Genomic DNA, 21,508 nt, shown 5'->3' on the forward strand with positions numbered 1-21,508 from the left:
CTGACATGAAGGTTCAAGACTCTATTGTATTCGTAACAGGCGCAAATCGTGGACTTGGTTTGGCTTTCGCTCAGGAAGCGCTAAAACAAGGTGCCAAAAAAGTCTATGCAGGCATACGCAATCCCGATGGCAGGGAGATTCCCGGGATTGTGCAGGTCAGGCTTGATGTTACAGACCCGCTTTCAGTCAAAGCCGCCGCCACTCAATGCGGAGACACAACGCTATTGATCAATAATGCCGGGATTGCCCGACTGACAAATGATGTGCTTGGTCCGGAAATGATTGACGGCAGCCGTGAAATCTTTGAAACCAACTATTATGGCACAATATATACAAGCCAGGCATTTGCGCCAATTCTTGCACGGAATGGCGGAGGTGCCATAATCAATGTCTTGTCAGACTCCTCGTGGTTTTCCCGACCCGTGCTAGCAGCTTATTCGGCTTCAAAATCTGCAGTTTGGAGCTTCACAAACGCTCTGAGGCTGGCGGTCAGTAGTCAAAATACACGGGTTCTGGGTCTGCACATCAGCTTTATTGATACAGACATGACCAAGGCTCTGGACATCAAGAAGATCAGCCCGCGCGATGTTGTGCAAGCGGCGCTTGCGGGTCTTGAGAATGGACAAGACGAAGTTTTGGTGGACGATTTCACAAGGAAGCTGAAACACAGTCTGTCAACGCGGGAGCCGATTTATTTCAATCCCCCTGAAATTGCCTAAGCACTGACAAACCTGCAGGCGAACGATTTTCAAATCCGCTTGCAACCAGATTTTAATATGAAACTTGCCGGTTAGGTCCTGGCCCTGAGGCTGGCAAGTTTTCTGTTATCATGCGTATGTGCATTATCGTGCTCTTGATTGTCCGGCAAAATCTGCTCTTTCGCCGATAACCAAGTACAAATATATGCACCACACTCACGACAATGGACGGGAGCTTCATCAGACACCTCCTCCGGAATTTGCAGGAACACAGTTTTGCATTCCATACAGGAAAGTGGCTGTTTGAGCTGAAAATAATCCAATAAGTAACGTGACAATGTTCCCGCCCCATACTCCGGAGCATTCACGCTCGATTCAACGTTTAGATGAATTGCGCCACATTTTAATAAAATTGCAAATGAGTCAATTGTTGTTTTCTGGGGCGAAATGTTCAATTGGATTCAGAGTGGCCGCTGGCCACTCTGTCGACTAGGTATCGTTGCTGACAATCTGTATGGCGGTCGTTTAACAGAAACTCATCAGATCAAGCATTGCTACTTTGGTTGTTTGGTCTTGCGCAGATAAGGCAAAATGCGTTCAAAACCACCAAAACGAGCATTTGCATCCTCGTCAGATACACCTGCGGTAATGATGACATCGTCACCTTGTTTCCACTGGGCGGGTGTTGCTACCTGGTGTTTGGCAGTTAATTGAATACTGTCAATCGCACGCAGTATCTCATCAAAATTGCGGCCGGTGGTCATCGGGTAGGTGAGAACGAGTTTTATCTTCTTGTCAGGACCAACAACAAAGACCGAGCGAACGGTCGCATTGTCGGCAGGTGTGCGGTCATCGGAGGAATCTCCGGCCTCAGCTGGCAGCATGTCATAGAGTTTGGCTACCTTGAGATCGTGATCGCCAATCAACGGATAATCGACTTCGTGGCCTGTTGCCGTCTTAATATCCGCCTTCCATTTTGCATGACTTTCAACTGGATCAACCGAGATGCCGATAATCTTGGCATTGCGTTTTTCGAATTCCGGAGCAAGACCGGCCATGTAGCCGAGCTCTGTTGTGCACACGGGTGTAAAATTCTTCGGGTGACTGAACAGGACGGCATAGCTATCTCTTATCCAATCATGAAATTTGATCTCACCTTGCGTGGTTTCGGCAGTAAAATCCGGAGCAACATCGTTTATTCGTAAACCCATTTGCGGTTCTCTCTTTCGATCAATCGATAGATGTTGGTCGCAAAGGCACTATCAAACCGTTGGTGCATTGTTGCCTTGGGCGACTGGTTTGGACAATATCCTAACCTTGTCAGTTTGTCTGAGTCCACTGCGCACTTGCTATTTCGATGAAACACCCAATAAACATGAGCCTCCGAGACCTGATCTTTGGAGAACGCCATGACCAACATCGCCATTCGCCCCAATGTCGAGGCATTTTACGACGAGAGGACGTTCTCTGTACAATATGTCGTGTCAGACCCTGACACAAAGGCTTGCGCAATCATTGATCCTGTTCTGGATTTTGAAGAAAAATCAGGAGCAACAGCAACGTTTAATGCTGATCGTATTCTCAACTATGTGGAATTGGCCAAGCTGAAAGTTGAATGGATTCTGGATACGCACCCCCACGCTGACCATTTTTCGGCAACGCAATATTTGCACTCCCGCACCGGCGCGCCTTGTGCGATTGGCAGCCACATTGTTGAAGTGCAATCTTTGTGGAAAGACCTTTACAATTGGGAGGCGCTAATCGCTGACGGGTCGCAATGGCACAAGCTTTTCCAGCCGGGCGAAGCTTTCAAAATCGGTCATCTCGATGCGACCGTGATGTTTTCTCCGGGTCACACGCTCGCATCGATCACATACGTTATCGGTGATGCGGCATTCGTTCACGACACATTGTTTATGCCTGACAGCGGCACCGCACGAACTGATTTCCCGGGTGGCAGCGCTGATCAACTATGGTATTCAATTCAAGACATTCTTGCATTGCCTGATGAAACCAGGATTTTCGTCGGCCATGACTATCAGCCGGGTGGGCGCGAACCTATGTGGGAAAGTTCTGTTGGAGAACAAAAGGCACATAACTCGCATTTAAGCCGTTGCCACTCCATGGAGGAGTTTATTGCTCTCAGAGAGACCCGGGATAAAACCCTTGCAATGCCGAAGCTGATATTGCCTGCTCTCCAGATTAATCTCAACGGCGGGCGACTTCCCGAACCAGAAACAAACGGCACTCGCTACTTAAAAATACCCCTGAATGCATTGGGTGGCGTCATATGGGATTAATGACGATACGAAACGGGGCATGGACGAAATGACCGAGAGAACAGTCTCACTTTCCTGGGTTAATTCAAAACTGTCGCAGATATTCATAAGCACTCGTGAGAACCGAAAAGGCGCCGAATATTCTCAGGCGCTTTTTCGTGTTGTTGCCGGGCCTGTATTTGTCATCTGCATGTCCGCCATAATGGCGACGACAGGTAATTTTGAGATCAGCCCCAGTCAGATAGCACTCTATTCGTCCATCTACTCGATACTTTCGATCAGCATATTGATATGGGTAATTCAAAGACCGGGCGAATATCTGTCGCGGCGCGTCTTTGCCATGGTCATGGACTATTCTGCAATCACATCAATCATGTCTATCGGCGATAGCGTGCTGTTGCCAACCTATGCTCCTTTGTTATGGGTGACCTTGGGTTACGGGTTACGCTTCGGATCACAATATTTGGTGATCTCCACGTGTATGGCACTAGTCAGCATTCTTACGGCGACATATTTCAACAGCTTCCTGTGGAATTATCCCTATGTCGTCGTTGCATTCATCCTGACCACAATCGCCGTTCCAACCTATGCGCATAGACTAGTAAGCAGAACATTTGAAGCGCACAGCCAAGCCGTTCAGGCAAACCAAACAAAGTCCCGCTTTCTTGCTCAAGCGAGTCACGATCTACGTCAGCCGATACATGCAATCAGCCTTTTTACGGCCTGCCTTCGCGATACCGGGCTCAGTTCAGAGCAGCATCAAATGGTCGATAACATTGATCGTTCAGTACATAGTGTGTCGGGGCTTTTCCGCTCACTTCTGGATATTTCGACACTCGAGAGTGGCAAAGTTCAACCACGCCTACAGCCTGTCGCAATTGGTGTGATTATCGATGATCTCATCCAACAGAATAGGGAAGCGGCTAAATGGGCTGGCGTAGTATTTCGCCAAGTACCTGCAAATATATACGTGTCAACAGACGCTACACTGATTGCCACGGTGCTTCAGAACATCCTTTCGAATGCTATAAAATATGCGCCGGGCCGTCAGGTTCTCGTGGGTTGCAGGCGGCGGAGAGGTTGCATCTCTATCGAGGTGCATGATCAAGGCGAGGGAATTGCAGCCCATCATTTGCCCATGCTCTTCGAGGAGTTTTACCAGGCGCGTGAGCGGGGGGACAAAGATGTTGAAGGAGTGGGGCTTGGACTTGCAATCGTCAAGCGTCTAGTAAAGTTGCTGGAAATTGAAGTGAGCATACGTTCGCTGCGCGGTCGAGGAACATCCGTCATAATTGACGGCTTGAAGATAGCTCATCTGGTCGCTCAAGCTGATGTTGTGCAGATAAGCGAAAGGAAAGATCATTCCGCAATGAAGGGACTTAGGGTTCTTCTAGTTGAGGATGATAAGAACGTTTTGCTTGCTACAGCTACATTGCTTGAGAAATGGGGCTGCACTGTTCAGGCAGATACTGGTTTGCCAAAAAACGTCGCAGTATGCGATCTGATCATTACCGATTTTGACCTCGGCGCTAACCTCACAGGGACGGATTGCATTTCTAGAGTGCGGCAATTGCTAGGCCGAGATATTCCTGCCGTGATAATGACGGGACACGACGTGGGCCGAATTCTGGAAGAACCGGGGAATGAAAATATACCAGTATTGTCGAAGCCTGTGCGCTCACAAGAACTGCGCGAGGTGGTCTTGATGCAGAAGGTGAAAATCGATGAGTTGGCGCGGACTGACAACAAGGAGAGAACTAGCGCTCAACCAGACCATCTATAACCGCCTTCGCCGCCGCTGCTGCTCTGGATTCTACACCCAGCAGTCGAAGCAATGCCGAAACATGGATGCTTACAGTGAAGGGGGAAATATTCAGCTCACGCCCGATTTCCTTATTGGACTTTCCTCTAACGATTAGTCCAAGAACCTCAACCTGTCTTGGCGTAAGATTGAATCGGGGAAAGCCAGCATCCTTTTGCAACGTCAATCCTGGCATCGAGCGTTTTATAAGATTGTTGCCTCCCAGAATAACCTTGATTGCTTCAGCCATCTCTTGTGGTGGGACAGCTTTGCCAATGAAACCATTGGCTCCGCTTTTCATTGCAGCGTCGATGGCGGTCATGTCATCGACCATCGATACAATGATGATCGATGTGTCCTGAAATTCCCGACGCAGTGCGGCAATTGAATGCTGTGGATCAAGTCCCGGAAACACAAGATCAAGCAGGAATCCGATTGGCTGAGGCCCCGTACGCGAAAGCGACAACAACTCGTCCATTGTGCCAGCTTCTTCGATGATCACTGCAGGAGCAAGGCGCCGAACAAGCCGACACATTCCGTCGCGAAAAATGGGGTGATCATCAGCTACAATTATGCGTGCTTGTTGGCCCTCATCGCTATTCAACTTGGTTCATTCCGTTGACTCCGAATTTCTTATCATTCCAATCAAGATAACAGCGTTATCTGCAACAAAGTTCAAAAATACCCAACTCCGTCAGAAGTTCCATTTCTATTCATCTATCTTGAAAAAGCGAAAATGGTTTGCGGTTTCGATAATGTTGAATAATCACGGCCAAGTTCGACGCATTTTGCACGTGCCACTCCATGTGTTTCCTTCAAATCATGCAGCAGATACTAGCACGTAAGTAATACGCGACATTGGAGTTAATTTTGAACGAATTCAGATATTGCTATGAGTGCGTCGGAGAAATTTTCGGCTTATGGCCACAGCTTCTTCCAGATTTGTTTCCAACAACCAGTGCCCTCCGTCTAGCAAATGCAGCTCCGCGTCCGGTAAATCGCGTAGGTAAGCTTGGGCAGAAGCTTTTGGCATATAACCATCCCGTGGCCCCCAAATTATAAGTGTTTTTGGTTGATACTCGCGCAGATAGGCTTGATATCGCGGAAACCAGCTCAGATTGTCCTTCAAGGAGGCGATCAGAGCTGCGGCTATATCCTTTCGGCGTTCAGTCATAAGCGACCAATGTAGCTCCCAAAGATCAGGCGTAATGAGTTCTGCGAGATCGGGACCGACATCGTTCAAAAACTCGTTGCCGAATTCTTCTTTCGTAATGCTCTGTCTGATACTGTCATAACCATCTTTGGTCGGATTCTTCCAATACTCGCGAAGTGTCTTGTATTTTGGTCCAAGCGCGTCTTCGTAGATGTCACCATTCTGGATAATTAATGACGCGATTAGTTCCGGACGCTTGATCGCCAATCTCAGCCCGATCTGAGAGCCGAAATCATGAAGATACAGGGCAAATTTTGTAAGACCGAGTTCTTCGACAAACCGCTCAAGAAAGTCAGCGTATCCGTCGAATGTGTAGTCGAAATCCGCGGGTGTATCGCTATAGCCACAGCCAGGAAAGTCTGGTGCAATCAATCGCCAGTGATCAGCCAGTTCTGCCATGTAGTTGCGGAATTCGTAGGATGAGCAGGGATAGCCATGCGGCAGGAGAACAACTGGTCCATCCGTCGGCCCTGCGTCGCGGTAGAAAATATTCATACCATCAATGTCGAGCGTGAGGTGTCGTACGGCATGGTGTGGCATTGGTCGATTCCTCTCTGGTTTGAAGGTACCAATGCATTGCCTTGCTGTAGAGTTCCCAACCATGCTGACATCTGTAAATAAGGGGTGGCTTTTTGTCAGGTCGGATAGGCGCGAGAGACGTGAGCGGCAGCTTCCAGAATCTGAGCCTAATACATGGCGTTACAAAACAGCGTCAGTGTCGAAACACACCTGATACACCGTGCGCTTAGAAACCGTACTGGCAGCAAAAATGATGCTTGGCGCTTTCTGCCGGCACTGATCCGCTCGCCTTGCATGGGAAGGACAATGGCATGAATACCACTATCAGAATTGCAACTGCAATTCTTGTTTTTAGCATAGGAATTCCTATCAGTCTTTCACACGCTCAACAGCAAGCACTTCTGCGCACCGACCTTGTGCAGCAAGATTTAGGGAAAACCGGACAAAAAGTTGTTCAGGTTCTAGTCGGCTTTTCGCCAAAGGCCTCTTCAATAAAGCACTCACATCCCGGCGTTGAAATTGCCCACGTTGTTGGGGGTACTATCGAGTATGAATTGGAGGGACAAAAGCCGGTCACACTGAAAGCTGGCGGCTCTCTATTTATCCCTGCGGGCGTGGCTCACGTGGCCAAGAATGTCGGCGAAGTAACAGCATCGGAATTGGCGACCTATATCGTCACCAAGGGAAAGCAGCTCGTCGTACCTGAAGAGTAAAGGCACCACGTTTAATTTATGGTTGACCGACAACGGCTCCGGCGTACCCGATGGGCACGCCGGAGCCGTTCTTACGCAATACCATCGTTCGATAGATGCATTACCTGTTGCAATGATGGCTTAGGTGAGATCCTTCAGAACTTGCAATTAGGCATTGGCACGCTGCTTGCTTGCATCCAACCCAACCTTTTTGTCTGTCGTGACTTTAGTAATTTCCGCGGATTTGGTTATTGCAAGATCAAATGCGTTTGTCATTGCGGCCAGGGCATCCGTGGAGTTGCCGGCAAGGCCACCTTTCGCTGCCCATTCAAAATTCCAAACACCGGATAATCCGTCAGCTCCAGCGACGTCGTGGGTTTCAATCGCCGTGTAAACGTCATTGTTCTTCAGCATGTAATCTGCTGCAGCTGAAACATTAGTGTCCTTGGTGTTTTTCGCCAATTGTACCAATCCATCCTTATTGATGGCGGATTGTCCATTCTGCTTCAAATGATCCACCAGAATCTGGCTGGCCTTTGCTGCATTAAGGTTTGACTCAAAGTTTGATGAGACTGGTTCTTTAGACGTGTTTACGATGTTACTTGGTATCGCCGTTACAGACATATTACACCCCCTTGTGCATTGAATACCGTCGTTACTGAAGTAGAGACCAACGCATGCCGCAATTAACCGACAAGAAAAAGCTGTGCGCCAACAGTGTGCTGGTTGCGTAGGAAAAACCAGTAATATGGGCGCTTCTTGGCGGCAAAATATTCCTCTTAATTGGACTGTTATTTCGAGAAGAGCTTAAATTCAAAATGAAAACATCGATCTGGTTTAATGGAGCGTCTACTTGAATGTTATTTGGGTAATTTCCATGATGCTGAAAATTATACGTAATGCCTAACTGTTAACGTGATTAAACTGGTTATTTAAAAGTAATCAACGGGACGTAATTAATAATATCCGCTTGCAAAGTATAAATTTTTGTTTGCAAACGAGCGCTTTTCAGCAAGGCGGAATAACAATCTGGCGCCGCAAAACAGATTCCCAAAAAGTATCTCTTTGCACCTACTGTGCGAGCAATCGTAGGGTTTACGGTGCTTTCCTATACGCGTGGGATGGTGACTACAAATCCTTTGCGCACTGGGAGCTACGTTATAAGTCAGCTAAAAATCACCGCACGCCGTCAGGCCGAGAATTTCCCAAAAAGTCTTCTACAATATCCAATACAACAAAAGCCACGAGCGTGGCTTTTGCGATAATTTTTCGGTTGTAGCAATTTACTTGAAAGAAGTTTGAAATTGCCTTTCGTTATATGGCAGCTAAATTCACATTATCACTGCTAAATCGTTGCCTGAAAAATGCCTCAAGCTTTTGCCTCGTCTGGTTTGCCGTCAATTTTATACTTCTCCAAATAATCACCCAGAAGATCGCCATAATCGTTCTGGAGTGACGAAGCTTTGCTTTCGTTGATTGCAGCAAAAATGAATATTGATGCCAAGCTGAGTACACCGCCAGCCACGCCGAGGCCTGCGCCTAGTCCGCTGATCAAACGTGGCACTACAAGACCGGCCACACCCATTCCTCCCTCCACCGCGCCAGCGGCCGAGCCAAGAATACCAAGAGAGCCAGCTGCAATATTCACACCGCCGGCCGCTGTGTCGCCGTTTCTGATCGCCTTTACGCCGTCAAAGATGCTGTATGCACCAAGGGCAAGTCCAGCTAGGCTTCCGACCAATCCGGCACCTGCCTCAAACTTACCCGCGTTCTTTTGGAGGAACTCATTAAAGTTCTTCGGATCGTCGATGATCTTCGGATCGATCCCCGCGGTTTTCATGTAATCGCGATAGTTCTTTACGCCGCCCTCGGCAAGAATTCCGGCGGTCTGAACCGAACCAATCGCGATATCAACCTTTTGACGGTCTGTCAGCTTGCCATTCGAACTGGCGCCTTTGGCAATCGTGATGCCAGCCAGTAACAACCCGCTCACACCGTGCTGTATGCCTTTGTCAAACTGCTGCTTGGCAGAACTGTTGGGCCCAACCAGATCGTAAAGACTGCCGCCGCCTGTAGCGTTACGCAATATATCCCACTGGCCACGGAAAGCACCGAGAATCTGATCCGGTTTGGCTTTTGTACCATCCGCATTGACAAGCAGTTCAGGATTCGTTTTCTCGATTTCCTCAATGATCTTCTTGACCTTATCATCATCAAGATCCTTGCCGCCATCGACACCGAATGCCTTCTTCAGATCGTCGAACGATCCGGAATCGTAAGCGCCTTTCTCGGCAATGGAGGTGAAATTCTCATTGAGCTTCTTATCGTGCTTGCCCGTGAATTCAGGATCCAAAGCGGCGTTGTAGAGAGCGGCTTCCAAACTGAACGTACTCATCGCCTGTTCAATAGGATGATCTTTCAACAACTCCTTGAAACGATCGCCCGAGACCATCGATTTCTCGTAAAACTCCTGCAACTCGCCATTGTGCTTGGAGTTCTTGACAGCGCCCTGCAGCGCCTTGGTATCGTCAAGTCCTAATGCTGCCTGATACATCTTTCCGGTTTGGAAGAAACTTGCGAGGTTCTCTGTCGGACCAATGGCCTTTCCGTCGTCCGTCTTCGTCTTCCATCGCTTGTCTAGTTCGGCACCGGTCTTGATGTCTTTGTCATAATTGTTCGTTAGAGCCTTTTTCAGGGCCTTATCGCTATTGAGGAAATCCGATAGGGCATTTTTTCCGGTCTCATTCAGGAACTTTGTAACATCGGGGTCTTTCTTGAGTGTGCCGATACGTTGTTCGATTTCTGCCTGGATGGCTTTGGGATCATCACCAACACCGGCACGATCCTTGAGCTTCTTTATGATGTGGCCTTCCTTCCACATGCCGGATTGCTCGCCCATGCCTACCAGATCATAGGCTTTTTGAAGGTCGTGTATGACGGCCGCCTTTTCCTTGGCGCTATATTTTTCAGGATTCTTGAAAATTTCGTCGTCAAATTTCTCTATCTGGATACCCGACACCGCATTGCCGTCGGCTGCGCGCACGGCAAATTCAATCGCTCCTTTTGCATCCTTTGGAGCGTCATTCTTCATCCAGTCGGAGATATCGTCTTTCGAAACTTTACCATCCGACCCGTTACGCAGTTTGTCGTGGCTGGTCTCTAGAATGTCAAAGCTGCCCGGTTGGATCCAGAAATCAATAGACTTCTTCAGATCATCGCTCATAAATTTGGGGTTATCTGCCTTGAACTTCTGCAAGTCCTTAAGAGTGAGGGAATCTCCCTCGGCTCCCGTCGCCTTCTTGATGGAGTCGAAATTCTCGTGAAGGATTGAACCATTCTTGGCAATTATCTTGGATGCATCGTCGGCATCCTTGTTTTTCTTCAGATAGTCATCATAGGTGCCACCCACACCGGCGAGGCTTGAAAAGCCATACTTGCCAAAGTCCTGCAAGCGACCGGCTTCTGTACCATGCTCGGCTTCGCCGCTGTTGGTAAATCCGTCAATCTTGCCGTTGCCAACACTATCACCGGTTTGCAACTTGCCGTCGGCGTCATATTTTTCGATGCGATCAAGAACCTGTACGGCACGATAGGCCGCATTGCGGTCATTCTCGAAGTCGCCGACACGGTCTCTCAATCTGTCTTTCACACCGCTCTGATTGCCAAGTCCCTTCAGCAGATTGCTGTCATCTATAATCGTTTTGGCATCTCGTTTGTCATAGTCCGGCAGTTCCCACTTGATACCCAGTGCCTCCGCCTCTTTGCGGGCCGCATCATCATTGCCGGGTTTGGAATGATCCGGAAACTTGCCTTTTAAATGCTCAAAACCATACTTGCCGAAATCTTTCAGACGCCCGGCTTCCGTCCCGTGCCTGACCTGATCAGAGTCTGTTATTCCATCGATCTTGTTATTGCCGACGTCTTTACCTTTGGTAACCTTGCCTTCTTCGTCAAATTGCTCGATATGTTTTAGGACTTGTGACGCTCTGTATGCTGCGTCAGCATTCTTCTCATAGTCGCCAACCCGCTTCTTCAAATCATCCTTCATGTCCTTGATATCGGGACGACCTTTTCCGCCGTTGTCACGATCAACGAGGTCTTTCAGCATGGGGCTATCATCAATAATGGATTTGGCTGAGCGATCATCGTCCTTCGGCCGCTTCCACTCGATACCCAACGCCTCCGCCTCTTTGCGCGCTTTGTCCTCGTTCTCGATCTTGCCTGCATCCCCGTCTTTCCCCGGATCGGATGATGTCGGTGGGTTATCGTCCTTCTTCGCGGCCTCGTCGAGATTGCCTTTCAGGTTCTTAAAACCATACTTGCCGAAATCCTGTATACGTCCAGCCTCTGTCCCATGCTTGGCCTCATCGCTGCTGGTATACCCATCAATCTGATTGTTGCCGACTTTATTGTCATCCAGAAGCTTGCCGTCGCCGTCAAACTTCTCAACATGCTTGAGAACCTGCGATGCACGGAATGCCGCATCAGCGTCCCGGTCGAAATCACCGACACGCTCCTTCAGCATGTCCTTTGCGTTGCCATGGTTTTTCATGTTTTTCAAAACAGGATTGTCATCAAGAATCTCCTTGGCGGAGCGCTCATCGCCCTTCGGCCTTTCCCATTTAATTCCGAGCTTCTCGGCCTCAGCACGAGCCTCTTTGTTGTCCTTTGGATTGAGTTTCTCCGGCAATTCACCCTTCAGATTTTCAAAGCCATACTTTCCAAAATCCTGAAGGCGGCCAGCTTCGGTGCCATGCTTGGCTTCGCCGCTGTTGGTGAAGCCGTTAATTTCATCATTGCCAACATTCTTGCCCTCTTGGGCCTTACCATCGCCGTCGAATTTCTCAATGTGCTCGAGAACCTGGACGGCACGGTACGCCGCGTCGCGATCATGTTCGAAGTCGCCGACGCGATCCCTCAACTTGTCCTTTACGCCGCTCTGGTTGCCAAGGTTCTTGAGTAGCGGATTGTCATTGATGATATCTTCAGCCGACCGATTATCGCCCTCAGGCGCAACCCATTTAATCCCAAGGCGTGCGGCTTCCTCGCGAGCCTTCGGATCTCCCCACATGGTGTTCGACTTTACAAGATCGCCCTTCAGATGCTCAAAGCCATACTTGCCAAGATCCTTTAACCGGCCAGCCTCAGTGCCGTTCTTCACCTGATTGGAATCGGTGATCCCATCGATCTTCCCATTCCCGACATCTTTACCGGAAATGAGCTTCCCATCGCCGTCGAATTTCTCGATATGCTCAAGCACTTGATCAGCCCTGAAGGCTGCATCGGAATCATTCTCGTAATCACCTACAAGCTTGTTAAGGCCCTCTTTCATGTCACCGACGTCCGGGCGGCCTTTGCCGCCGTTTTCGTGATCGATCAGGTCTTTCAGCATTGGGGAGTTTTCAATAATATATTTGGCGGACCGGTTGTCGCCCTTTGGCCGTTCCCACTCAATACCCAGAGCCTCGGCTTGTTTACGAGCGCTATCATCCGGTGATTTCTTTTGGATGGCGGATGTCGCGGTAAGCCACTTTGAAATATCTAATGGAGTATCCGCGGGGCTAGTGCTTGCATTTTGCAGCTTCACTGACTCTGGTTTCATTAAATATTTCTCCGTATTTCTCAGAACAACTTAAAATTTCTTTCCATTTTTACAGTAGACCCAAGTTAGTGGGCTTCCTGCTACATATGCGCAGTTCAGTGCAGAAACTCGTTCATCTTAATTCCTCGAAACGATGCGGTATATTCGACAATACTGGTTGGCCAGCATGCATCATCTTTTGATAGAGGCTGTTTACTGCAGGCTGGAATTCAACGTGACTTTTTTGTCCGATAAGACAAAGACCAGCGATAATGATCTCGAGTTCTGCGGTTGTGAAGGTTATCGGCGGTACACTGCTTACAGAGCGCATAATGTAACCTGAACCGGTGCTACCCTCGATCGGAACGCCAGTTTGCTGTAGTGAAGCAATATCACGGTATATTGTTCGGCTTGCAACCCGCAACGACTCTCCCAAAGCTTCCGCAGACAAGGGTTTTGAAGCTTCGCCTAGGATATTGACGATCTTTACCAGTCGATGTGATCTGTCAGCCATTCAGCTATTATATCTTTCAATTGGATATTCGGATTTATGGACTAGAGATTGCGCAGCAGTGCTGCTCGGCGTTGTGAAATCAGTTATTGGGCCGCTGTTTGGCGGCATCCAAAGCGACTTTCTTTTCAGTTGTAATTTCGGTGATCTTAGCCGATTTCTCGATGGCTTTGTCAAAGGCTTGGGTCATCTTGTCGATTGACGCATCTGAACCTGTTGATCCGGCACCTACACCTTGAACTGCCATAATATTCCTCCTCAAACCGGTCGTAATATAGCTGCGCCAAAGGGTATAAAGTCCCATTTTATTGGCGGGTAAAAGTATAGAACAATTTTTTAACCAATAGACAACATGCAAAGCTTATTAGTTTCCGCTAGCAAAGCACGTTCTTCTTTTTACAAACATAACCGTGTCTGTGACGGCTGCATAATCGTCAAAGGCGAGAATTCACTGCAGGATTTTTGCCTCAGTGTTGTAGATGTTGGAACGTGTGCTGTGTAGTTATTGCGTAGCCGAAAAGTGAAAGCCAAAGCTAACAGTGCTTGAAATAATAGTGGCTGTTGCCTGCTGGCGTCAGATTCCGATCGCGCAGAACTGTATCTTTTGGTGTTTGAGAATCGGAGCAAACATCTTTGAATGAGCCCCGTAAATCGTCAGTATATTCAACATTGATCACTTGGTCGCCATAAACAAGGGTATAGGCTGCACATTCATCAAATCGGTGGCATTCTTCGGAGACCACAAAGTCAAACCCGATTTGTGTTTTGCCACGAGCGGATAGTTCAGAAGTATTCTTTTGTCCTGCAGCAAGGCCATGATCGTGGGCCGTTTTCACGAGCAAAGTGGCAAACGCTATTGCATCGTTTAGTTTTAGAGCACCTTTTGATCGGGTGTAGGAATCCAGATTGTCGAATTCAACAGCAGTATACCCGGCCTTGGCACAGCGGGAAATAGTGGCTGCGAGTCGTTCAAGGATCCGGGTCCGCTGAACCTTAGATGAAATATTGAGTAGCTGCTCATCGGGCCAACCGGGATCGACCAGAGGCGTATCGTCAGGATTGAGTACCAGAAGTTCCTTTGGCCAGCTATCGCCAGGCTGTGTTTGGAAGCCATTCACATAGCAAATATTATAGAGGCCGACGGCGGGCAATTCAGTGCTGTCTCTGACAACGATATTTACACCAGATGGCGGTGTATAGCTGCCTCCCAATTGATAATCTGTCACAGCATCGGCAGGAAGACTGCGCTGTGGTTTTTCAGTGGCTGTGGCTTCCTGAAGGCCGATCAAGCTCATGGCTATGGCCATGAAAAGGCAAGTGGATCTTGTTATAAAATTGCCCATCCCGGGTATACCTTTACAGCTGAAAAGCTCTCATAGTCAGCTTTCTTCCATTCTCTCACATGTCTGTATGTAAGCAGCAGTCAAGCGGGCAAGGACTGAAGAGGCGACCTGACCATTTGTTCCGCCAATTGGATTCGTGATATGAATTTCTCGTAGCTCGTTCATGAATTCTTCCCACATAATGGGTCCGCCGTCTTCCAGCAGTTCTGCACGGATACTCAATTCCGGGGTAACGGGCAGGTGCTTTCGTCCCCAACCACCTATCATGGCAAGTATGGGTAAAAGTTGGATAGATGGTTCCGTTAGGCTGTATATGGCTTTTTGACTGTGACTGGGATCATCCCGCTTGGTAATCAGCCCTATTGATAATAGGTGTTTAAGGCGAGCAGCAAGAATATTAGAGGCAATCCTCTCTTCTGAATGGGTCAACAAGTCCCGGAAATGCCGCCGATTGCCAAACATCATATCGCGTATGACGATAAGGCTCCATTTATCTCCCAGAACTTCCAATGAGAGATTTATCGGGCAACCCGATCTTTTATCAATTTCCAACTATAAGGTTCTCCAGAAAAAAAACTGGTTGCAATATAGGATCGGTTGTGGCACAAAGCAACCAGTTGCAATATGCAATTGGTAGGAGGATGTTATGCCAAAAGTGCGGGTGGGAGGTTTTTCCCTTTCAGTTGATGGATTTGGTGCAGGACCGGAACAAAGCTTGGTTGATCCATTGGGCAGACGAGGCGAGGAGCTGCATCAATGGTTCTTTGGTACCAAGACATTCAACGCAATGTTAGGGAAACAAGTCGGAGAAACCGGCCCCGATGATGATTACGCTGCCCGCAGTATGGCAGGCTTCGGTGCGTTCATTTTAGGCCGCAATATGTTTGGCCCAATCCGAGGCGAATGGTCGGATGGCACATGGAAAGGCTGGTGGGGTAACAATCCTCCTTATCATGCTCCAACCTTTATTCTAACGCATTACGCGCGCGATCCGATTGTCATGGAAGGCGGCACTACTTTCCACTTTGTAACAGAAGGCATTGAGGCTGCTCTTGAACAGGCAAAAGCTGCAGCTGGGGATGGGGATGTGAAAATTGGTGGGGGTGTGAGTACTGTTCGCCAATATCTACAAGCAGATTTGATTGACGAATTGCACTTTGCAATCTCGCCCGTGGTTCTTGGAGAAGGTGAAGCCATGTTCAGTGGGATAGATTTGCCGAAATTGGGATTCAATGTCACGCAACGTACCCTGACCGATCAAGCAACTCATATAGTGCTGACAAAATAGTCGGATCGGAGTCAGTCCAAGCCGATCTCATATGCTGGATAATAGGAATGGCAATGACGCTGATTATGTATCTTCACCCTCTTTCATCATATGTGCAGAAGGCCAAGACAGGCTTTTATGAAAAGGGTGTATCATTCGAAACACGCCTGCTTGACGGCACAGATCCAGTTGCCAGTGAGTTTGAAGAACTTTGGCCTATCAAAAGATTTCCTGTCGTGCAAAACGGGCGGGAATTGATCTTTGAGGCGACAACGATCATTGAATATCTTGATGCCCTTTACCCCGACACGCCACCACTAATACCCGCCAATCCAATCCAAGCGGTTGAGGTTCGGATGTGGGACCGGTTCTTCGACAACTATGTCAACTATCCGCAGCAAAGGCTGGTTTATCTGTCGATCGGGCGTGAACCTGATGATGGCGAGGACGGTGCAAAGTGGAAAACCGCGTTTGACTCTGCCTACGAACTTCTTGATAGACGCATGGCTAAACGTGAATGGGTCGCCGGTGATTTCAGCTTGGCAGATTGTGCAGCAGCTCCCTCCTTGCTCTATGCCGATTGGACCTATTCCATCCCTGTCAAATACCAGAATCTCTGGGCATATCGTGATCGCCTCCTTGCACGCCCCAGTTATGCTCGAGCACTTGATGAGGCTCGCCCCTATCGTCATCTATTTCCCTTGGGAGCGCCTGAAGATCGCGATTGAATAGACGATTTGCTCGTCGGACACGATCAGTATTAGCGCTAATTAAACCTTGGTCAAACGTTCACGATATTTGTCGAGAACAACTGCGATTATGATGACAAAACCGGTGATCATCTGGCGCATGAAATCGCTCAGCCCCAGAAGTATTAACCCGTTCGCCAAGACGCCGATGATGCAAGCTCCGAGCAACGTGCCAATTATACTACCCCGTCCGCCACTCAAGCTCGTACCGCCGATGATAACGGCGGCAATGGCGTTGAGCTCAAAACCTATACCTATAATCGGACTGGCAATGTTGAGACGTGCCATATAGACGATTGCGCCGATGCCCACTGCGCCGCCGCAAATCGTGAATGCAGCAATTTTATAAAAGAAAACATTATGGCCTGCGAGCCGCGCGGCTTCCTCATTGTTTCCAATTCCATAGAGAACACGGCCAAAAACCGTCTTGGTAAGCACAAACCAACCTATGCCGACAAGCACCAACGCAATGAGAAAGAGCAGAGGGATGCCATATAGTGTTTGGGATCCAAATGCGTTGAAGGAAGCAGGAAAGGAATAGATTGTTGAGGCATTTGTTACCTGAAGGGCAGCGCCACGAGCAATGTTGAGAGTTCCAAGCGTTACTATGAAGGAGGGGATTGCCCAATAGGCACTTATGAAGCCGTTAAGTAACCCGAAAAAGATGCCGCCTGCTACTGCGCTCAGCGTTGCCAAAATAACTGCAGTTGACGGATCTAGGCCAGGCAGGGTCATAACGGTCCCTGCTACGACTGCGCAAAATGCCAGCACCGAACCTACTGACAAATCAATGCCGCCAATCAGAATGACAAATGTCATGCCTATAGACAGAATAAGATTTATGGTTACCTGTGTAAGAATATTGGTGACATTACTGGCGGTAAGAAAGTGCTGCGTTGTCATGGAAAATACAAGGATGAGCACTATCAGCGCGATACCAATACCAGCCTCACGCAAAACCGTTTTGGTTGTGGTGGCAATGCGTGTCTGGCCTGTTTGACTTACATCACTGGTGTTCATGGCTGCGCTCATCCTTATAGGCAAAATGCAAAATACGTTCTTCTGAGAAGTCCTTCCGCGGCAACTCGCCTGCGATACGATGATTGGACATGACTAAGATGCGATCACAAAGTGTGATCAACTCAGGCAATTCAGAGGAAACGACAAGCAGAGCCAGTCCTTTGTCCGCAAGTCCGCGCAAAAGAGCGTAAATTTCTGCCTTTGCGCCAACATCGACCCCTCGAGTGGGTTCATCCAACAAAAGAATTCTAGGATTATTGGCCAGCCATTTTGCCAATACGACTTTTTGCTGGTTTCCACCTGAAAGGGTCGAGGCATTGTCCTGCGGGTGACCGTATTTCAGTTTAATGTCACTGCCGAGTTGTTGTGTCAGCGCAATCTCGCCGTGTTTTTTCAGAAGTCCATATCGAGATACTGCTTTCAGATTTGCAAGCGTCACATTTGCCGCGATGGGCATGTTCAGGATAAGACCCTCTTCCTTGCGATCTTCGGTAACAAACCCTATTCCATCGCGGATCGCGTTTTTCGGATTCCGGTAGAATACCTTTTTCCCATCACGCTCCAGCAAACCTGATTTAGGCAGGTCAGCTGCAAAAATCGAACGAAGAAGTTCGGTGCGGCCAGAGCCTACGAGGCCCGCGATACCAAGCATTTCGCCATAGTGCAGATCAAAGGATATACCGCTTTCATTAGGGGAGGCGGGGTGTCTTAAATTGTGCAATGACAGCGCAGTACGTCCGGATTTATCCACTTCGCGTGTTGCCGCCATCGCTGCAGCGAGCTGTCTCCCGACCATGTGGCCTACAAGTTGATCTGGATTAGTCGCCAAAATATCGGAGGTCATCACAGATTGGCCATTGCGCAAGACAGTGACGCGATCACATATCGCGAAAACTTCATTGAGATGATGTGAGACAAAAGCAATGGCCACGTCTTTTGCTTTAAGAGCGGCGATAATTGCGAATAGTCGCTTGGTTTCCCGCGCAGTCAGTGTTGCAGTGGGCTCGTCCAGAATGAGAATGCGGCTCTCGCCCATCAGGGCGCGGGCGATTTCCACAAGCTGTCGGTGGGCCACGCCAAGTGATGCCACGGGGCGGCGAACGTCCACATCAGCGAGGCCGATCGCGTCAAGCGCTTTGCGAGCCCGCTCGTGTAGTGAGCGTCGATCTACGATACCAAAGCGGTTTCGCGGCAAATCTTCGAAGCATATGTTTTCAGCGACAGATAAATAGGGGAGAAGATTGAATTCCTGATGCACCACCTGAATACCGGCTGCCTTGGCATCCCCAGGTGTTTGCGGATCGTAAGGTGTTCCACCGAGCACGATGGTCCCGGCATCTCGTCGGATGATACCGCATAAAATCTTGATTAAAGTGGATTTTCCTGCGCCGTTTTCGCCCACAAGAGCGTGAACCTCGCCAGCCCGGAGATTGAAGCTGACGCCATTCAGGGCGACGACGCCGCCAAAGCGTTTTGCAACACCTGACAGTTCGAGCAATGGTTTAATAGACATATCAGTGCTGGGCGACTCGTTCAAATCCGCTGTCCGCCTAATCTAGAGCGTTGAAGTACTGGCTGCGCCATCCTGGTGACGCAGCCAGACGGGATTTACTTCACATCGTCAGATGTCACGAGTTTGATGTCGGTCTTGACCCAACCTTCAAGCGGCGCTCCGCCTTTTACCACTTTGAGAGCCTTATCGATGGCGTCTGCCGCCATTAGCTGGCCAAACTGATCCACAGTTGCAAGCAGTTTCTTTTCCTTGAGAAGCGGCTGCACGGCTGGAATGTTGTCGAAGCCAACGACTTCAATCTTGCCTGTCTTACCTGCTGCATCGATCGCCTTGACCACGCCAAGTGCCATCGAGTCATTGGCGGCCAGAACACCCTGAATATCAGGGTGAGCGGTCAACATGTTGGAAAATAGTGTATTGGCTTCTTCAGTTTCCCAGTGAGCGGTGCGTGAATCCAGCAGGTCCAGCTTGCCGGCTTCTACAGAATCCATAAACCCAAGTTTGCGTTGAGCGGCATTATCAGCACCGGGATTACCTTCGATGATAACGACCTTGGCACCTTCACCAAGTTTTTTCGCCAAAGCATCGCCTGCGAGCTTTGCTCCACCACGATTGTCCGGCCCCACGAAGGCCAGTTTCACTCCGGCCTCTTCTTTTGCCTTTTCGTCCAGTGCTACGTCAAAATTGATCACTGTTATGCCAGCGTCTATTGCGCGTTTGATCGGCGGTACCAACGCACGGGAGTCAGATGGTGCAACGACAATCGCATCGACCTTTTCCGTAATAAAACTCTCTATCGCGTTAATTTGGGTCTCTACGTCTGTTTCCGACTGCATGCCCACGGCTTTGAGTGTGTAGTCACCGCGCTTTGCTTCATCGGCCTTTGCACCTTCCAGCATGTTCTTGAAGAACTCGTTGGCGAGAGATTTCATTACCAAGCCAACTACGGGCTTGTCGGCAGCATATCCCGACACAGGCATCAGGATTGTGCTTGCCAATATACCGGCGGCAATAAATTTGGCGAATTTCATTGTATTCCTCCCAGAACGACAAAATGAGTAGAGTCTCGCCTCGTCCTCCAACGCGGCGACAACACGGTTTGCGATCGAAGGATGGCAACCGTGTTCCGTGCATTAAAGGTCATGTACCGCTAGTAAAGTCAATATGAAACGTTTCATATCAATATTTTTTATATGGAGTGGGTAGGCAGCGGCGGATAGAGTTGTTACTGCGATCGAAGCAAGCGGAATTGTCTGGCTCAATACTTCGAGGCCACTAGCCTGGGACTTGTTGCTCGCGAACACTGCGGACGTGGTCTGCAACTACCCACCAAAATGGTTGTAAAAAGACCATATTGGTATATTCTCTAACTCTATGATAGGTGGTGTTCGCGCCTATGCGAACCAAGCTTGCTGCTTATGAATACTCAAGGAAAATAAATTGCCCTTCCTGAATACGCTCTCGATCATCAAGCAGCATAGAAGTGAGTTCATGACTCTCAGCATTGCGTTCTACGTCGTCTTTGCAATTTGCATGATAGTGACAGCGATCGTAATCGAGCGGAAAAGTGCCATGGCGCTACTGCATAATATGCTTGTGCTTATTAAGCAGAACAGAGGAACAGTTATCGTCTTCAGCATTGCAATTTCTGAAGTTTTTGCTCTTGGAGTAATTTTCGTAGCCTTTGTGCTTGGATGGAAAGCGCGTTGATTATTAAGCAACTGGCCACGGTATTGGTATAAACTTGAGTGAATCTCAGCGAGTCTTCTTATTTGGATGACCGAGTCCATTCATCGCAGCGGAAATGATGTGATCACGCCACTCACGTTTTAAATCCAATCGAACAGCCAACAAGGCCGTTATGCCGAGCCCCATGAATGCACTGGTGACACGAACAATCCGTTCCTGTTGAGGTGCTTTTAAATCGATCCCCAACGCTGCATACATCACCAGCCCCATCTCGGTTAGTTCAGGATCAATATCCTGCTCTTTGTCTGCCAACCGATTTACAAGGGCGGATACTCCCGGCCAATTGAATGTATAATCAACGGAAGCTTCCACGATAGCGCGATCACGTTCGATACCAACGGCAATTGCTTCGACATTGGCCAGTAGTTCATGCATGTGCTCGCGACCAGTACGCAAGGCAGCGTCGTAAATTGCTTTCTTACTTGGATAATGATGCAGTATTCCCGCTTTTGAGTAATTCACGGAGTCTGCAATCTGTTGTAGCGATGTATGGGCGAAACCGTGTCTGGCAAATAATGCTGCAGCACGATCAATAATCTCAGCGTCTATCTCGGATTTGGTAGGCTTTGGCAT

General features: G+C 48.8%; 20 protein-coding genes. 7 read left to right on the plus strand and 13 right to left on the minus strand.

Going from position 1 to position 21,508, the window contains the following annotated elements; genetic code table 11:
* The first annotated feature begins 5 nt into the window (after positions 1 to 5).
* Positions 6 to 719, plus strand: coding sequence for an SDR family oxidoreductase (locus PMI41_RS13810; protein WP_008125776.1), 714 nt, complete (start codon positions 6 to 8; stop codon positions 717 to 719).
* A gap of 533 nt (positions 720 to 1,252) precedes the next feature.
* On the opposite strand, the gene PMI41_RS13815 is transcribed toward PMI41_RS13810, so the two are convergent.
* Positions 1,253 to 1,909 carry a peroxiredoxin gene (locus tag PMI41_RS13815; protein WP_008125778.1) on the minus strand — a complete coding sequence of 219 codons (657 nt, stop codon included), beginning with the start codon at positions 1,907 to 1,909 and terminating at the stop codon, positions 1,253 to 1,255.
* A 198-nt stretch (positions 1,910 to 2,107) separates the two neighbouring features.
* On the opposite strand from PMI41_RS13815, the gene PMI41_RS13825 reads away from it, so the two are divergent.
* Positions 2,108 to 2,998, plus strand: a complete 891-nt coding sequence (locus PMI41_RS13825; RefSeq protein ID WP_008125780.1) for an MBL fold metallo-hydrolase — start codon at positions 2,108 to 2,110, stop codon at positions 2,996 to 2,998.
* Positions 2,999 to 3,026: 28 nt separating this feature from the next.
* Complete coding sequence (locus tag PMI41_RS13830) at positions 3,027 to 4,760, plus strand: hybrid sensor histidine kinase/response regulator (protein ID WP_157179393.1); 1,734 nt, start codon at positions 3,027 to 3,029, stop codon at positions 4,758 to 4,760.
* Here the strand turns inward: PMI41_RS13830 and PMI41_RS13835 are convergent.
* Positions 4,735 to 5,382, minus strand: a complete 648-nt coding sequence (locus PMI41_RS13835) for a response regulator transcription factor (protein WP_008125785.1) — start codon at positions 5,380 to 5,382, stop codon at positions 4,735 to 4,737. The genes PMI41_RS13830 and PMI41_RS13835 overlap by 26 nt on opposite strands.
* 276 nt (positions 5,383 to 5,658) lie before the next feature.
* Positions 5,659 to 6,531 carry an alpha/beta hydrolase gene (locus PMI41_RS13840; RefSeq protein WP_008125787.1) on the minus strand — a complete coding sequence of 291 codons (873 nt, stop codon included), beginning with the start codon at positions 6,529 to 6,531 and terminating at the stop codon, positions 5,659 to 5,661.
* Between the two features lie 290 nt (positions 6,532 to 6,821).
* On the opposite strand from PMI41_RS13840, the gene PMI41_RS13845 reads away from it, so the two are divergent.
* Positions 6,822 to 7,223 (plus strand): cupin domain-containing protein, encoded by a 402-nt coding sequence (locus PMI41_RS13845; protein ID WP_008125789.1) that lies wholly within the window; start codon positions 6,822 to 6,824, stop codon positions 7,221 to 7,223.
* A gap of 147 nt (positions 7,224 to 7,370) precedes the next feature.
* Here PMI41_RS13845 and PMI41_RS13850 read toward each other — a convergent pair whose 3' ends face one another.
* The 6 genes from PMI41_RS13850 to PMI41_RS13870 form a co-directional block, all read right to left on the minus strand.
* Positions 7,371 to 7,826, minus strand: a complete 456-nt coding sequence (locus tag PMI41_RS13850) for a hypothetical protein (protein WP_008125791.1) — start codon at positions 7,824 to 7,826, stop codon at positions 7,371 to 7,373.
* A 745-nt stretch (positions 7,827 to 8,571) separates the two neighbouring features.
* On the minus strand, positions 8,572 to 12,804 hold the full coding sequence (locus tag PMI41_RS24870) for a type III effector HrpK domain-containing protein (RefSeq protein ID WP_008125793.1): 4,233 nt from the start codon (positions 12,802 to 12,804) through the stop codon (positions 8,572 to 8,574).
* A gap of 112 nt (positions 12,805 to 12,916) precedes the next feature.
* Positions 12,917 to 13,297 carry an HTH domain-containing protein gene (locus tag PMI41_RS13860; RefSeq protein ID WP_008125794.1) on the minus strand — a complete coding sequence of 127 codons (381 nt, stop codon included), beginning with the start codon at positions 13,295 to 13,297 and terminating at the stop codon, positions 12,917 to 12,919.
* Between the two features lie 79 nt (positions 13,298 to 13,376).
* Positions 13,377 to 13,541, minus strand: coding sequence for a hypothetical protein (locus PMI41_RS25265; protein WP_008125796.1), 165 nt, complete (start codon positions 13,539 to 13,541; stop codon positions 13,377 to 13,379).
* A 286-nt stretch (positions 13,542 to 13,827) separates the two neighbouring features.
* Positions 13,828 to 14,589 (minus strand): endo alpha-1,4 polygalactosaminidase, encoded by a 762-nt coding sequence (locus tag PMI41_RS13865; RefSeq protein ID WP_202949300.1) that lies wholly within the window; start codon positions 14,587 to 14,589, stop codon positions 13,828 to 13,830.
* Positions 14,590 to 14,673: 84 nt separating this feature from the next.
* Positions 14,674 to 15,189 carry a helix-turn-helix domain-containing protein gene (locus PMI41_RS13870; RefSeq protein WP_008125799.1) on the minus strand — a complete coding sequence of 172 codons (516 nt, stop codon included), beginning with the start codon at positions 15,187 to 15,189 and terminating at the stop codon, positions 14,674 to 14,676.
* Positions 15,190 to 15,283: 94 nt separating this feature from the next.
* Here PMI41_RS13870 and PMI41_RS13875 point away from each other — a divergent pair, with 94 nt between their 5' ends.
* Both PMI41_RS13875 and PMI41_RS13880 read left to right on the plus strand, forming a co-directional pair.
* Entirely contained in the window at positions 15,284 to 15,925 is a 642-nt protein-coding gene (locus PMI41_RS13875; RefSeq protein WP_008125802.1) for a dihydrofolate reductase family protein, read from the plus strand.
* Between the two features lie 53 nt (positions 15,926 to 15,978).
* Entirely contained in the window at positions 15,979 to 16,632 is a 654-nt protein-coding gene (locus PMI41_RS13880; RefSeq protein WP_008125804.1) for a glutathione S-transferase family protein, read from the plus strand.
* 42 nt (positions 16,633 to 16,674) lie between these two features.
* On the opposite strand, the gene PMI41_RS13885 is transcribed toward PMI41_RS13880, so the two are convergent.
* The 3 genes from PMI41_RS13885 to PMI41_RS13895 form a co-directional block, all read right to left on the minus strand.
* Entirely contained in the window at positions 16,675 to 17,673 is a 999-nt protein-coding gene (locus tag PMI41_RS13885; protein WP_008125806.1) for an ABC transporter permease, read from the minus strand.
* The gene (locus PMI41_RS13890; protein WP_052025901.1) at positions 17,660 to 19,186 is read right to left on the minus strand and encodes a sugar ABC transporter ATP-binding protein; all 1,527 of its coding nucleotides are present in this window, start codon (positions 19,184 to 19,186) and stop codon (positions 17,660 to 17,662) included. Before PMI41_RS13890 ends, PMI41_RS13885 begins: the two co-directional genes overlap by 14 nt.
* A gap of 95 nt (positions 19,187 to 19,281) precedes the next feature.
* Positions 19,282 to 20,166, minus strand: a complete 885-nt coding sequence (locus PMI41_RS13895) for a sugar ABC transporter substrate-binding protein (RefSeq protein WP_244423951.1) — start codon at positions 20,164 to 20,166, stop codon at positions 19,282 to 19,284.
* A 511-nt stretch (positions 20,167 to 20,677) separates the two neighbouring features.
* Here PMI41_RS13895 and PMI41_RS13900 point away from each other — a divergent pair.
* Entirely contained in the window at positions 20,678 to 20,896 is a 219-nt protein-coding gene (locus PMI41_RS13900) for a hypothetical protein (RefSeq protein ID WP_157179394.1), read from the plus strand.
* Between the two features lie 45 nt (positions 20,897 to 20,941).
* Here the strand turns inward: PMI41_RS13900 and PMI41_RS13905 are convergent, their stop codons facing one another.
* A complete protein-coding gene (locus tag PMI41_RS13905) occupies positions 20,942 to 21,508 on the minus strand; it encodes a TetR/AcrR family transcriptional regulator (protein ID WP_008125813.1) in 567 nt (188 codons plus the stop codon).

It is taken from the genome of Phyllobacterium sp. YR531, assembly GCF_000282595.1.
Lineage (GTDB): Bacteria > Pseudomonadota > Alphaproteobacteria > Rhizobiales > Rhizobiaceae > Phyllobacterium.